This window comes from Actinoplanes sp. NPDC024001 (genome assembly GCF_040638955.1).
Classification (GTDB): domain Bacteria; phylum Actinomycetota; class Actinomycetes; order Mycobacteriales; family Micromonosporaceae; genus Actinoplanes.
Window position 1 is genome coordinate 1 of sequence record NZ_JBEZZB010000006.1, and the last position, 13,968, is coordinate 13,968.

Sequence of the window (13,968 nt, forward strand, 5' to 3'; positions counted from 1 at the left end):
GGCGCCCTCACCGCGGGCGCGCCGCTGCAGGCCCTGCGGCTGGCCGAGGCGGGCCTGCCGCAGGAGGCGCCGGCCACCGGGACGGCCCGCGGCCGGGCCCTGATCGTGCGGGCGGGCGCCCTGGTCATGCTGGGCGGCGCCGGGTCGTACGGGAAAGCCTCCGGTCTCTGCGTCGAGGCCGCTCGCGCGCTGGCCGGCGCTGAGCCACGCCTGGCTCGCGTGGCCCTGGTGGAAGCCGTCGAGCACACGATCCGCGCCGGGCACCTGGACGACACCGGCCCGGCGGAGATCGCCGGCCTGGCGGCGCGGCTGTCCGCGGCTGCCGGGCGCCCGACGCTCGCCGACCTGTCGCTGGACGCCTTCCTGGGCCTGGCCGGGTCCACCGAGGACGCGCTGCCGCGAATCCGGCGCGCCGCCGAGGCGCTGCTGGATCCGGCCCTGCCCGGCGAGCAGGTGCTGCGCCGGCACCTGACCGGGGCGGTGCTGGCCACCCCGCTCTGGGACGCCGGCCTGCTCCGCGCGGTGTGGCGGCGGGCGATCGACACCGCGCGGGCGTCCGGCGCGCTGTGGCGGCTGGTCGTCGCCCTCTACTGCGCGGCGTCCGTGGAGTTGCAGCTGGGGGAGACCGCGGCCGCCGTCGCCCTGCTGGAGGAGAGCGATCAGGCACGGGCGGCGATCGGCGCCACCGACGAGCTGTGGACCGTCCACCGGCATCCCGAGCTGCTCGCCCTGCGCAGCCGGACCACCGAACCCGCGGGCGTCCTGGAGTCCGCGCTGGACACCGCCGGGTGGCTCGGCGCCGGGTCGATCCAGTCGCTGATCCGGATGGGCCTGGTCCTGCTGCACCTGGGGTGCGGGGACTACACCCGGGCCCGGGTGGCGGCGCGCGAGGTGTTCGAGACCGACACCCTGGGCCTGCACCCGCGGGTGCTGCCCGACCTGGTCGAGGCGGCGATGCGCAGCGGCGACCGGGTCCTCGCCGGCCGGGCGCTGGAGGTGCTGCGCGTGCGCGCCACGGCCGCCGGCACCGACTGGGCGCTCGGAGTGCTCGCCCGCGCCGAGGCGCTGCTCGCACCGGCGTCCGCCGCGGAGGAGCCGTACCGGCTCGCGATCACCCGGCTCACCGGCACTGCGGCCCGCCTCGATCTGGCCCGCGCGCACCTGCTGCACGGGGAGTGGCTGCGCCGGCAGCGGCGCCGCCGGGACGCTCGCGCCGAACTGCGCACCGCCCTGGAGATGTTCGAGCGGATCGGGGCCGACGGGTTCGCCGCCCGCGCCGAGCAGGAACTCGACGCCACCGGAGGATCCGGGCGCCGGCACCCGGCCGGGGTGCTCACGCCGCAGGAGGCGGCGATCGCCCGGCTCGCTGCCTCGGGCGCCACCAACGGCGAGATCGCCGCCCAGCTCTTCCTCAGCGCCAACACGGTCGATCACCACCTGCGTAAGGTGTTCCGCAAGCTGGACGTGACGTCGCGCCGTCAGCTCCCGCCGGCGCCGCGCGACTGAGACACCGAGTGGAGGCCCCTGGTGGGTTCGTGGATCGACCATGCGATCTGGTGGCACGTCTACCCGCTCGGCTTCACCGGCGCGCTGCACGCCGAGCCCGGCTCGCACCGGCTCACCCGGATCGTCGACTGGCTGGACTACGCGATCGAGCTGGGCGTCTCCGGGTTGCAGCTCGGGCCGATCTTCGCGTCCGAGTCGCACGGGTACGACACGGTCGACCACTTCCGCGTCGACCCGCGGCTCGGTGACGACGCGGACTTCGACAAGCTGATCGCGGCCGCCCGCGAGCGGGGCCTGCGGGTGATCCTGGACGGCGTCTTCAACCACGTGGGGCGGGGTTTCCCGGTGCCCGACCGGGAGCGCTGGTTCCGGCGTACCGGTCCCGGCCCGGACGACTTCGCGGTCTTCGAGGGCCACTCCGGCCTGATCGAGCTGGACCACGACGAGCCGGAGGTCCTCGACCACGTGGTCCGGGTGCTGAGCCACTGGCTGGACCGGGGCGCCTCCGGGTGGCGGCTGGACGCGGCCTACGCGGTGCCGCCGGCGTTCTGGCGGGCCGCGCTGGAGCGGGTCCGGCCGCGGTTCCCGGACGCCTGGTTCGGCGGCGAGGTGATCCACGGCGACTACACCGGCTACCTGCGGGAGAGCACCCTCGACGGGATCACCCAGTACGAGCTGTGGAAGGCGATCTGGAGCAGCCTCAACGACGGCAACCTGTTCGAGCTGGCCTGGGCCCTGGACCGGCACCGCGACGTGCTCGCCGCGGGCAGGCCGCTCACCTTCGTCGGCAACCACGACGTCACCCGGCTGGCGAGCCGCCTGGACGACGAACGCCACCTCGGCCACGCGCTGGCCGTGCTGCTGACCGTCGGCGGGGTGCCGAGCATCTATTACGGCGACGAGCAGGCCTTCCGCGGCGTCAAGGAGGACCGGGCCGGCGGGGACGACGCGGTCCGCCCGGAATATCCGGCGTCGCCGGCCGGGCTCGCCCCGTACGGCTGGGCCACCTATCACCTGCACCAGCGCCTCATCAGCGTGCGGCGCCGGCACCCGTGGCTGGCGCGGGCCCGCACCGAGACCCTGCACCTGACCAACGAGGCGGCCGCGTTCGCCTGCACCGACCCGGACGACGCGGCGAACCGGCTGGTCCTGATGCTCAACGTCGGCGACGAGCCCTACCGCTTCCCGAGCGGGACGGCCGAGGTGCCGGCCCACGACTGGGCGATCAGCCCCGATCAGTAACCCAGCTCGCGGGGCAGGACCGGCCGGTCGGCGGCGAAGCCGAGGGCGGGCACCCGCCCGGTGTCGGTGAGCCAGCGCCGCACCAGCGGCCAGAACCACACCGAGGTGCCCTGCTCCGGCGGCGGGAAGGCCGCGTGCTGGGCCCGCCACTCCTCGACCCGGCTGACCCGGACCCGGGCCCGGTGCGCGATCTGGTGCATCGTCACCAGCTCGGGGTCGTCCTCGTCGCGCTGTGCGGGGGTGGCCCAGACGGCGACCTGCGGCTCCTCCCAGGCGCGGCCGGCGACCTCGGCGAGCAGCGGCGAGGCCGCGCGCATCCGGGCGCGCAGCGTCTCCCGGTTGCTCTCCACGGTGTCCCAGACCGCCGCGTTCGCCGCCCGGATGCTGCCGTAGTCGCCGATGTGCCCGACCCCGTAGGGCCGGGTGCCGACCTCGGCGGACCACACCCCGCGCCGGCCCGGCTTCACCGAGCCGCAGGTCAGCGAGGTGAACTCGGGCAGCTCCACGGGATGCCCGCAGTCGGCGGCGAGACGGCACGCGATCACCGCGTCGGACACCGGCGTCGGCCGCGGCGAGCGCAGCAGCGCGGCCACCCGCACGGCCAGCCGGTCAGCCGCGCTCAGCCGTCGCAGCCACCGATCCTGCACGCGAGAGAGCACGTCGTCGAGCGCGGGCACCGGATCACGCCCGTGCGTGCCCCAGACCACCACCGGTGCCGGCGCCTCCCGGAGCACGGCCGTGGTCAGCTCGGTGATCAGGGCGATCACCCGCTCCTCGTCGGCGCCGGCCACCGGGTCCAGCGGGGCCGCCATCGTCATCACTCACCTCGCCACGCTCGACCAGTACCGGCTTCTCAGCATGCCGGGCGCCGGGTCCGGCGTGTGTCCCGCAGCCCCGAAGTGGACTGTCAGGTGCACAACACTTAGCCTCACCAACGGCTTCGGGAGGAGAAGAGTGCCCAAGATCGTCGATCACGACCAGCGGCGCGACGAGATCATCGAGGCGTACCTGACGGTCGTCGCCCGGGACGGGCTGCCCGCCGCGACCACCCGCGCGATCGCCGCCGAGCTCGGGGTCGGCACCGGCGCGCTCTGGCACTACTTCGACGGGTTCGACGCGGTGGCGGCCGGGGCGTACCAGCGGATCACCGACCGGACCAACGCGCGGATCGCGGCGGCCACCGCCGAGCTGCGCGGGCTGGACGCGGTGCGCGCCATGCTGCGCGAGATCCTCCCGCTGGAGAAGGAGACCGTCGACGAGGCGTACGTGGTGGTCGGCTTCTGGGGCCGGCTGGCCGCCAACGACAAGATCGCGGCCACCCGGGCGGACGTCGACGATCACTGGCACGACCTGCTCGGCCGCCACCTCGCCGAGGCGGTCCGGGACGGCCGGCTCGACCCGGCCACCCCGGTCGAGGAGGTGATCGACGTGCTGCTCTCCATCGCGGTGGGCCAGCAGGTGCACGCGATCATGGGATCCGACCTGGCCGAGCCGGCCCGGCAGCTGCGGATGATCGACTATTGCCTGCGGCCGTGGCTGCGCTGAGTGTCGATAGGGCAACGATCCGTCGGTGTGGGGCAGCCGGCCGGCCCGGTCGCGCACCACGATGAGGGAATGAGGGACCTCAGACTCAGCCGCAGACTGCTCTTCACCGCCGGCTCCGGTGTGCTCGGCGTGACCGTCCTCAACACCCTGACCGGCTGCTCCGACTCGGGCGAGCCGGCCTCCTCCGCCACCACCGCGCCGGCCCCGGGCGGCTCCTCGGGCCCGGCCGGCGGCACCGCGGTGACCGGCGACTGGCACCGGGTGAACCTCTCGTTCGTCTCGGCCTACCTGCTGATCCGCGGCAAGGAGGCGGCCGTCGTGGACACCGGCACCGCCGGCTCCGAGACCGCCATCGGCGACGGGCTGAAAGCGGCCGGCTGCGACTGGTCGGCGGTGAAACACGTCATCCTCACCCACCAGCACCAGGACCACGCGGGCGGGCTCGCCGGGGTGGTTCCGCTGGTCACCGCCAAGCTCTATGCGGGGCAGGCCGACATCCAGGGGATCAACGCGGACAAGCCGATGACCGCGATCGCCGACGGCGACGAGGTCTTCGGGTTGCGGATCATCGGCACGCCCGGGCACACCGCGGGACACGTGTCGGTCTTCGAGCCGGCGACCGGCGTCCTGGTGGCCGGCGACGCGCTGCGCAACGAGAACGGGCTGGAGGGCGCCGCGCCGCAGTACACCGAGGATCCGGACAAAGCCGCCGTCTCCGTCAAGAAGCTCGCGGCGCTCGACGTGAAGACCATCCTGCCCGGCCACGGCGACCCGCTCACCAGCAACGCCGCCGCGGCGCTCAAGCAACTGGCCGCCTCGCTCTGATCCGGGCCGGCTCCCCCGCGGAGCCCGGCCTGCAACCCTTCCGCACCCTGGGCCGGTCATCGTGGCCGGGTCAGGGCAGAACGACGGAGGGGTGTGCCGGTGGACCGGAACTCGTGGCGTACGGCCCGGGATCGCGCCTGGTCGTGGTGCCTGATCGTCGGTGTCCTGGTGGCGGTCGCCGCCCCGCTGATGGACGAGGTGACCCGGCAGGTGGCGTACGTCGTCGCCTCCGGCGCGGCGCTCGCCGCGGTCGTGGCCGGCGCCTGCCGGCACCGCCCGGCCCGGCGCTGGCCGTGGCGGGCGACAGCGGCCGCGATGGTCTGCTGCGCCGCCGCCAACGCGATCTGGGGGATCGAGCTGGCCGCCGGCCGGCCGATCGCGATGCGGTTCTCCGCGGTCGATCTTCTCTACCTGAGCATGTACGTGCTTCTCATGATCGGCCTGCTCGGTCTGCCCGGCGAGCGGCTGCGGTCGCGCTGGTCCGGCGTCGTCGAGGGCGGGATCGTGCTCTGCACCGGCTCGGTGCTGGTCTGGGTGCTGCTCTACGACCCCTTCGTCCACGACCAAGGTCCGTGGCCGGGTTCACCCGGCGTGATCGCCTACCCCTGGCTGGACCTGCTGGTGCTGGCCGCGGTGACCCGGCTGGTGGTGGTGCTGCGCCGGCTCACCCGGTCCGATCTCATGCTGATCGCGGCCGCGCTCGTGCTGACCGCCGCCGACGTCGTCTACTTCGTGGCGACCGCGAACGGCGGATCCTGGGCCGGCCCGGCGTGGAGTGCCGCCGGCTGGGTGCTGGCGTTCCTGCTGATCGGCGCGGCGGCCCTGCACCCGGACGCGCGGGTCCGGGCCGGCGAGCAGGACGGTGACGGCAGCGGACACGGATGGCGCACGATCGCGCTCAACGTGGTGCTCGTGCTGGTCGGGCCGGCCGCCACGACGTACCTGGTCGTCGGCGAGGAATCCGGTAGCGATCTGGACCGGTTCGACCTCGTCGTGCCGCTGGTGGCGACCGCGTTCACCGCGGTGCTGCTGGTCATCCGGGCCAGCCACGCCAGCTGGACGGCGAACCGGCGCGCCGCCCGCCTGAAGGACTCGCTGCGCGAGCAGGCCGGGCTGCAGCGGTCGCTGAGCCACCAGGCCCGCCACGACGCGCTGACCGGCCTGCCCAACCGGGTGGAGATGACCAGCCTGATCGCGCACACCGCCGCCGGCGGCGCCGGCGGTGTGCTGGTCCTGCTGGACGTGGACGGGTTCAAGGACGTCAACGAGCGTCTCGGGCACCCGACCGGGGACGCCCTGCTGATCGCGGTCGCCGGGCGGCTGCGGGAGCTGGCCGGCCCCGGCGAGGCCGTCGCGCGGCTCGGCGGCGACGAGTTCGCGCTGCTGCTGAACCCCGGCCGGGACGGCCTGCCGCTGGTCGAGGCGATCCGCCGGCCGCTGCCCGCCGCCGGCCAGACGCTGCACGTGACGGCCAGCGCCGGCGTCCGCGTGATCGAGCCCGGCTCGGACGCGGTCCAGTTGCTCGCCGACGCCGACCTGGCCCTCTACGCCGCCAAGGCGGCCGGCAAGGACTGCGCCGTGCACTTCGACGTGGCGATGCGCGAGGAGCAGCACGAGCGCATCCGGCTGCTGGAGCGGCTGCGGGCGGCCGTCGACGCCGGCGAGTTCGCCGTGCACTACCAGCCGATCGTGTCGCTGGAGACCGGGGCGCCGGCCGCCGCCGAGGCGCTGGTCCGGTGGATCCCGCCCGGCCAGGCGCCGATCGGCCCGGACCGGTTCATCCCGGCCGCCGAGGACAGCGGCCTGATCGTCGCGCTCGGCGAGTGGGTGCTGCGCCGCGCCTGCCGGGACGCCGCGCCCTGGTACCGGCGGTGGGGCACCACCCTCACCGTCAACGTCTCCCCGCGCCAGCTGATCGACCCGCGGTTCACCGCCAAGGTCGTCGCCGCGCTGCGCGACAGCGGCCTGCCGGCCGCCGCGCTCACCCTGGAGATCACCGAGGGCGTGCTGGTCCGGTCCGGCACGCACACCCAGCAGGCGCTGGTCCATCTGAGCACGTTGCGGGCCGAGGGCGTACGCGTGGCGATCGACGACTTCGGCACCGGCTACTCCTCGCTGGCCTACCTGCGGGACCTGCCGATCGACGTGCTGAAGATCGACCGTTCGTTCATGCCTGCCGGGAACGGTCACGGCGCCGGTGACGCACAGCAGACAGCGCTGGTGCGTACGATCGTCGATCTGGCGCGTAGCCTCGGACTGACCACGGTTGCCGAGGGGGTGGAGACCGCGTACCACGCCGACCTGTTGCGGGCTCTGGGCTGCGACCGCGGCCAGGGTTACCACTTCGCGCGCCCGATTCCCGCGCCCGACCTGGCCGTGATGTTCGCCGACAGTGTTCAGTTCTGCCCGCTTTCAGCCGATCAGCAGAACGACGCCGGATGCGGAGTGAGTGTGTAGGTGACGGATTCAGGACGGGCGCGGCCGGCGGAGCTGACCGACCTCGAGGTCGGGGAGGAGCTCGGCCGGGGCGCGTTCACGATGGTTCACCGGGCCCGCCACGGCAACCGGTGGTTCGCGGTGAAACGCCCGCTCGCCGACCCGGAGGCGTACCCGGAGATCCGGGCCGCCTTCCACCGGGAGGCGGCGCTGCTGGCCTGCATCGCCGACCCGGGCGTGGTCGGCGTGCACGCGGCCGGCGAGCTCGACGGCGCACCCACCCTGGTCCTGGAGCACCTGCCCGGCGGCTCGCTCGCCGACCTGCTCGCCGGCGGCCTGATGAGCCAGGAGCGGGTGGTCGAGATCGCCGCCCAGCTGGCCCGCGGCCTGGCCGCCGCGCACCGGCTCGGCCTGGTGCACCGCGACATCAAGCCCGGCAACATCATGGTGTCCGGGGATCGCCCGGCCAAGCTGATCGACTTCGGCCTGGCCCAGCTGGACAGCCAGGCCGCCGGCGACGACGAGGCGGTCGGCACCTTCCTGTACGCGCCGCCGGAGCAGTCCGGCATGCTCAAGCGCCCGGTCGACGGGCGCTCCGACCTGTACTCGCTCGGCGTCGTGCTCTTCGAGTGCCTGACCGGCCGGCTGCCGTTCGAGGCCGACGACGTCGGTGAGCTGCTGCGCCTGCACCTGGCCGCCCCGGTGCCCGACCTGGCGGAGCTGCGCCCCGGCGTCGATCCCACGCTCGCGTCGGTGGTCTACCGGCTGCTCGCCAAGGACCCGGACGACCGCTACCCCGACGCCGCCGCGCTCCTCGCCGACCTGCGCGGCTGCCCCGGCGGCGAGGCCGCCGAACGTCCGGCGGTGACCGGCTGGCCGTTGTGCGGCCGCGACGCCGAGGCCGGGCGGCTCACCCGCCGCTGGGAACGCGCCCGGGCCGGCCAGGGTGGTGTCGCGGTGGTTCGCGGCGGGCCCGGCTCCGGCCGGACCCGGCTCGCCGAGGAGATCGCCCGGCAGGCCGGGGACGACGGGGTCCCGGTGCTGTGGGCCACCGGCCGCCCGGACGAGTCGCCGCTGTCCGCCGCCCGCGAGGCGGTCGAGAGCTGGCTGGCCACCGTCCGCCGGCTGCCCGAGCAGCGGCGTGCGGCCGTCGAGGCGCAGATCGCCGAGGCCTCTGCCGTGGCTGGACCGGCCATGATCGGCAAACTCTTCGGCGAACTCGGCCCGGCGACCGCCGAACCCGTCGCCTCGGCGCCCGGCGGCGAGGAGCACGTCCTCGCGGCCGGCGTCGCGTTCTTCGGTGACCTGGCCACCCGTTCCGGCGGGCTGCTCCTGGTCGTCGACGACGCACACCAGCTCGACTCCGGCACCCGGCAGCTGCTCACCAAGCTCGTCGCCGAGCTGTCCGCCCTGCCGGTCCTGCTGCTGCTCACCGCGCCCGACGAGGCCGCCGACCCGGCCACTGCCCTGGGCGCGGCCGGCGCGCTCGAGGTGACCTGCGCGCCCATGCCCGCGCCGGCGGTCGCCGAGCTGATCACGTCACGGCTGCCCGGCGCCGAGGTGCCCGCCGAGCTGGCCCGCTACGTGACCACCCGCACCGACGGGACCCCGCTCGCCGTGGTCAGCCACCTGCTGCGGCTGCTCGACGCCGGCCTGCTCAGCCCGTTCTGGGGGACCTGGCGGCTGGACACCGCCGGCGCCGACGCGCTGCCGGCCACCGCCGACGTCCGCGACCTGTTCGCCACCCGGCTCGAGCAGCTGCCCGGCCAGGCGCTCGCCTGCCTGACCGTCGCGGCCGTGGCCGGCGTCCGGTTCCGTCCCGAGCCGCTGCTCACCATCGGCGACCCCGACCACGTGGTGGCCGCCCTCGCCGCCGGCGTCGACCGGCACGTGCTGGAACCCCGCCCCGGCGGCTGGTACGCGTTCGTCCACCCGCAACTGCGTGACGTGCTGCTGGACCGCACCGGCGAGGACGAGCTGCGGCGGATGCACGCGTCGCTGGCCGGCGCGCTGGAACAGCTGCCGGAGGACCTGCGCGACGAGGGCCACGCCTACGCGGTGGCCCGGCACCACCGGCGCGCCGGTGACCTGGTCCCGCCCGAGGCCCGGCGGCGCAGCGCCGCGGCGGCCGGCCTGCGTGCCCTCGCCGACCAGGCGCCCGGCGAGGCGATCGACTACCTGACCGAGGCCATCGCGGACGAGACGGCGCCCGGCACCGCCCTGCTGGATCCGCTGGCCCGGGCGTACCTCTGGGCCGGCCGGTTCGACGAGTGCGCGGAGGTGCTGGACCGCGCCCTGGCCGGCGAGCCGGACCGCCTGGTCCGGGCGCGGCTGCTCACCATCAAGATCGAGCTGCACCATACGGTCTTCGACGACGAGAAGGCACTGGTCGCGACCCGCGCCGCCCTGGGCGAGCTGCGCCGGCCACTGTCCGGGCCCGGCCTGCTGGTGCTGATCACGACGCTGTTCATCGCCATGGCGGGCGGGTTCGTCCGGCGTACCCGGATCGGTTTCGGCACGGCACAGGGCCGGCGGCGGGAAACGCTGGCCGCGCTCACCGCCGTGCTCGACGCCGGTGGCTATGCCGCCGGGATCGGGCTGCGCCTGCGTGAGGCCGCTGTCCTCGCCCTGCGCGGCCTGTACGCGGTCAACCGGATCGGCCCCTGCCGGGAGTACGCCCGGATCTACTCGCTGATCGGCTACGTGACCGCAGTGATCAAATTGCGCGGCACCTCCGAGCGCTGCCTGCGCCGGGCCGCCCGGGTCGCCGCCGACCTCGGAGACCCGGCGCTGGCCGCCTACGTGGAGTGGATGCGCGGTTGTGCGCTGCTCTTCGGCGGCTACGACGACGGCACCGCCTGGGAGAAGGTGATCACCCGCAACATCCGGTGGTACGTGCCGGCCCAGCTGATCCCCGGCTACGCCACCCTCGGCCTGCGCTTCCTGCTGCGCGGCTACATCGCGGAGAGCGAGCGCGAGTTCGAGCGCGGCATGAGCCACCTGGCCGACCCGCAGAGTGCCCTCGGCACCTCGCTCGGCATGCTCAGCGTGATGATCCCGGCCGGTCAGAGCCGCTTCGGCGAGGCCGCCGCGGCACTGCAGCGGCTGCGCGCCGCCTTCCCGGAGGGCACCGGCACCCGGGTCCAGCGGGCCAACATCCTCACCGCCGCCGCCTGCCTCCTGCTGGAACAGGGCGAGGTCGGCCAGCAGATCGAGGACGTGCTCGCCGAGTTCCACGCCCTCGGGCTGCGCCCGGGCGATCTCATGCCGCAGCACAAGTGGATCTACGTCTACCAGGCGCACGCCCGGCTGATCCAGCTGCGGTACGCGCCGGACGAGGAGCGCCCGCGCCGGCTGGAGGTGGCCCGCAAGGCCATCGACGAGCTGGGCAAGGTCGGCGGCACCCCGCTGCTGCGCGCCGTGCACCAGACCACGAAGGCCTCGCTGTTCTACGTGGCCGGCGACCACCAGCGCTGCATCCGTACCGCCGACGAGGCCGAGCGCCGGCTGCGCGCGGTCGACGCGCCGTTCATCCAGTACGAGGTGTGCCGCATCCGGGCCCGCGCGTTCCGGGCGCTCGGCATGGCGAACGAGGCCGACCGGCAGGCCCGGTTCGCCCTCGGCCTGGCCGTCTTCCACGGCTGGGACCAGCGGCGCCGGCAGACCCGCACCGAGTTCGGCGTGGACGAGGGCGCCGGCACGCACCGGCGGACCGTCGCGGAGCGTCGGCCCAGCTCCGGCCGCAACCGGCACCTGGACGCGCTCCAGCAGATCGGCACCGCGGCCGCCACCATCCTCGACCCGCGGCAGCTCGCCCAGGTCGCGCTCGACGAGATGCTGCGCATCCTCGGCGCCGAGCGGGCCCTGTTCTTCCTGCTCGACGAGTCCGGCGAGCCGGTCCGTTTCGCCGGCCGGGACGCTTCCGGCGACCTGGCCGACACCACCGAGTACGGCGCCACCCTGGTCCGCCGGGTCGCCGAGACCGGCGAGCCGCTGGTGGTCACCGGCACCGAGCAGGGCGCCGCGCTCGGCTCCCGCAGCGCCGTCGTGCACGGCCTGCGCAGCATCCTGGTCGCGCCGGTGCAGTTCAAGGGCCGCCTGGTGGCCGTCGTCTACCTGGACAGCCGCCTGGCCCGGGGCATCTTCACCGACGACGACGTCGCCGTGCTGACCGCCGTGACCAGCCACGTCGCGGTGTCGCTGGAGACCGCCCGGGCCGCGCAGCTGCACTCCGCCGTCCAGGCCGCCCGGCAGCAGCAGGCCCTCGCCGAGATGCTGCGCGCCAGCCTCGCCGAACTCAGCACCATCCTGGAACCGGACCAGCTGCTGCGGCAGCTCTGCGTCACCCTGCAGACCCAGCTCGGCGCCTCCGCCGGCTGCCTGCTCGGCGCCGGCGGCGAGGTCGTCGAGGTGGTCGGCCAGGCGCCCGCCGAACTGCTCGGCAGCGTCGTCGACCTGGCCGAGCGCCCGGAGGGCTCCCCGGTGCTGCTCGACCCGGCCGAGACCGCCGGCCTGCGGGATCGCCTGTTCGGCGGCGCGCCGGTCACCCTGGCCGTGCCGCTGCGGGCCCGCGACGAATGCGCCGGGCTGGTTCTGCTGGGCGGCACCGGCCTCGACGACACCAGCCGCCAGGTCGCGGCGGCTCTCGCCACGCAGGGCATGGCAGCGTACGAGAACGCGCGCCTGTTCAGCCGGGTCCGCGAGCTGGCCACCACTGATGAGCTGACCGGCCAGCACAACCGCCGGCACTTCTACGCCATCGCCGGCGCCCTGGTCCAGGCGGCGTCACGCAACGGCCGCCAGCTCGCCGCGGCCATGCTCGACATCGACAAGTTCAAGGCCATCAACGACACGTACGGTCACGGGGTGGGCGACGAGGTCATCCGTACCGTCGCCGCGCGGGTCCGCGCCCGCCTGCGCCACTCGGACGTCCTGGGCCGTTACGGCGGCGAGGAGTTCGCCGTGGTCCTGCCCGACCACGAGGGCCACGCCACCGAACTGGCCGAACGCATGCGCCAGGCCGTCTCCGCCGAGCCGGTCCAAACCCAGGCCGGTCCCGTCCCGGTGACCATCAGCGTCGGCCTGACCCGCCTGGAGTCGGGCGACGGCTCCCTCGACGACCTGCTGGCCCGGGCCGACCACGCCCTCTACCGAGCCAAGGAGTCCGGCCGCAACCGCGTCGTCACCGGCTGACCTCGGTGTTCGCCGCCCGGCCGTCGAGCACCGCCGCCTCGATCCGCAGCAGCAGGCCACCGATCAGGGTCACCGCGGCCAGCATCCGCCACCTGTCGTAGCTGCTGTCGCCGAGCAGCACCAACCAGCAGAAACCCGCCACCGACGCGAAGGTGCCAACGTTGCGCACATGCCGAGCACTGAGATCCATGGCGCGCAGTGTAGGTGGCCGGCTTATGGCGTTCGACGGTCCGAGTGGCTTCCACGGCCCAGACGACGGGCTGATCTCCATTTGAGCTGGTCAGCGGTCGGTGGTGCTGAAGTGCATGTAGTCCTTGAGAGTGGTCCAGCGGCCGCCCCAGGCGAAGCCGTTGGTGGTGAAGGCGCGGACCGCGCCGTCGGCGTGGACCATGCCGGGCCAGAAACGGTCGCGGGCCAGCCAGGTGGCGCTGTTCGGCGGGTCCAGGTAGGTGTGGTTCGGGTAGGTGCCGCGGATCATCGGGTTCTGCCGGGGGTTCACGTCGATCGCCCGGCCGTAGGAGTGCTGTGACCAGGTGGTCGTGCCGGCCACGTAGCGGCACTCGTAACCGCTGGTCAGCACGCTCTTGTCGGTGAGGCCGGGCATGTTCACCGCGGCCGGCTGCATCACCATGATCGGGAACCGCCAGTGGTAGAGGGCGGCGAACGCCCGCTGTGTCGGCGCCACCAGGCTCCGGTGCATGATCAGGCTGCCGTTGCGGGCGACACCCTGATAGTCGAGGTAACGCACCCAGATGCGGCGCAGGTCGGCGGTCGGAACCGGGCACTGCTTCGCGGGGTCGCCGTTGGCCTCGGTCGCCGTCACCGTCTCCGTCCGGGTGCGCCAGGCGGGCAGCGGGGTGGCCGGGGCGGTCAACCGCAGCAGCCCGTCGACCTGCGGCCGGTAGTTCCTGCCCAACCGATTCCATTTGCGCAGGTCAGCCACGCGCACTCCGTGCCGGGCCGCGATCCGGCGGAGAGTGTCGCCGGTCCGCACGATGTGCGCACTCTGCCGCGGTGTGGCCGGTCCGGCTTTCGCCGCCGCCTTGCGAGACCTCTCGGCCTGCTCCGACTGAGCCGGTAGCAGCGCGCCTCGCGCCGGCGGCGCCTGTTCCAGCCGGACCTCGATCGGCTTCTCGGCAGGGTCCACCGCCTGCGCGGGCACGGTCGGCGTCGTCATGAGCAAGGCGGCGAGCAGCAGCGACGGGCATTTCCACATAGCTT

The 13,968-nt window shown here is 74.3% G+C and carries 9 protein-coding genes; 6 read left to right on the forward strand and 3 right to left on the reverse strand.

What is annotated here, in order from left to right; translation table 11 throughout:
- Both AB0F81_RS04245 and AB0F81_RS04250 read left to right on the forward strand, forming a co-directional pair.
- The coding region (locus AB0F81_RS04245; protein WP_360190687.1) for a LuxR C-terminal-related transcriptional regulator at nt 1-1,506 on the forward strand (1,506 nt) is incomplete at its 5' end.
- Nucleotides 1,507-1,527: 21 nt separating this feature from the next.
- Complete coding sequence (locus AB0F81_RS04250; RefSeq protein WP_360190690.1) at nt 1,528-2,748, forward strand: alpha-amylase family glycosyl hydrolase; 1,221 nt, start codon at nt 1,528-1,530, stop codon at nt 2,746-2,748.
- Here the strand turns inward: AB0F81_RS04250 and AB0F81_RS04255 are convergent.
- Entirely contained in the window at nt 2,742-3,566 is an 825-nt protein-coding gene (locus AB0F81_RS04255; RefSeq protein ID WP_360190692.1) for a hypothetical protein, read from the reverse strand. The genes AB0F81_RS04250 and AB0F81_RS04255 overlap by 7 nt on opposite strands.
- A gap of 136 nt (nt 3,567-3,702) precedes the next feature.
- On the opposite strand from AB0F81_RS04255, the gene AB0F81_RS04260 reads away from it, so the two are divergent.
- The 4 genes from AB0F81_RS04260 to AB0F81_RS04275 all read left to right on the forward strand — a co-directional run bounded on the left by AB0F81_RS04260 (nt 3,703) and on the right by AB0F81_RS04275 (nt 12,747).
- On the forward strand, nt 3,703-4,293 hold the full coding sequence (locus AB0F81_RS04260; RefSeq protein ID WP_360190695.1) for a TetR/AcrR family transcriptional regulator: 591 nt from the start codon (nt 3,703-3,705) through the stop codon (nt 4,291-4,293).
- A 69-nt stretch (nt 4,294-4,362) separates the two neighbouring features.
- A complete protein-coding gene (locus AB0F81_RS04265; RefSeq protein ID WP_360190698.1) occupies nt 4,363-5,118 on the forward strand; it encodes an MBL fold metallo-hydrolase in 756 nt (251 codons plus the stop codon).
- Between the two features lie 99 nt (nt 5,119-5,217).
- Nucleotides 5,218-7,575: a bifunctional diguanylate cyclase/phosphodiesterase gene (locus AB0F81_RS04270; RefSeq protein WP_360190700.1), complete on the forward strand. Its 2,358-nt coding sequence runs from the start codon at nt 5,218-5,220 to the stop codon at nt 7,573-7,575.
- On the forward strand, nt 7,576-12,747 hold the full coding sequence (locus tag AB0F81_RS04275) for a diguanylate cyclase (protein ID WP_360190703.1): 5,172 nt from the start codon (nt 7,576-7,578) through the stop codon (nt 12,745-12,747).
- On the opposite strand, the gene AB0F81_RS04280 is transcribed toward AB0F81_RS04275, so the two are convergent.
- Nucleotides 12,737-12,937 (reverse strand): hypothetical protein, encoded by a 201-nt coding sequence (locus AB0F81_RS04280; protein ID WP_360190706.1) that lies wholly within the window; start codon nt 12,935-12,937, stop codon nt 12,737-12,739. The two genes, AB0F81_RS04275 and AB0F81_RS04280, sit on opposite strands and share 11 nt — an antisense overlap.
- Before the next feature lie 90 nt (nt 12,938-13,027).
- Nucleotides 13,028-13,963 carry a M15 family metallopeptidase gene (locus AB0F81_RS04285; RefSeq protein WP_360190709.1) on the reverse strand — a complete coding sequence of 312 codons (936 nt, stop codon included), beginning with the start codon at nt 13,961-13,963 and terminating at the stop codon, nt 13,028-13,030.
- Nucleotides 13,964-13,968 lie beyond the last annotated feature (5 nt).

Excerpts from the sequence above, each read along its gene's own strand:
- AB0F81_RS04265 (WP_360190698.1), top strand. The coding sequence starts at position 4,363 with ATGAGGGACCTCAGACTCAGCCGCAGACTGCTCTTCACCGCCGGCTCC.
- AB0F81_RS04285 (WP_360190709.1), bottom strand. The coding sequence starts at position 13,963 with ATGTGGAAATGCCCGTCGCTGCTGCTCGCCGCCTTGCTCATGACGACG.
- AB0F81_RS04280 (WP_360190706.1), bottom strand. The coding sequence starts at position 12,937 with ATGGATCTCAGTGCTCGGCATGTGCGCAACGTTGGCACCTTCGCGTCG.
- AB0F81_RS04255 (WP_360190692.1), bottom strand. The coding sequence starts at position 3,566 with ATGACGATGGCGGCCCCGCTGGACCCGGTGGCCGGCGCCGACGAGGAG.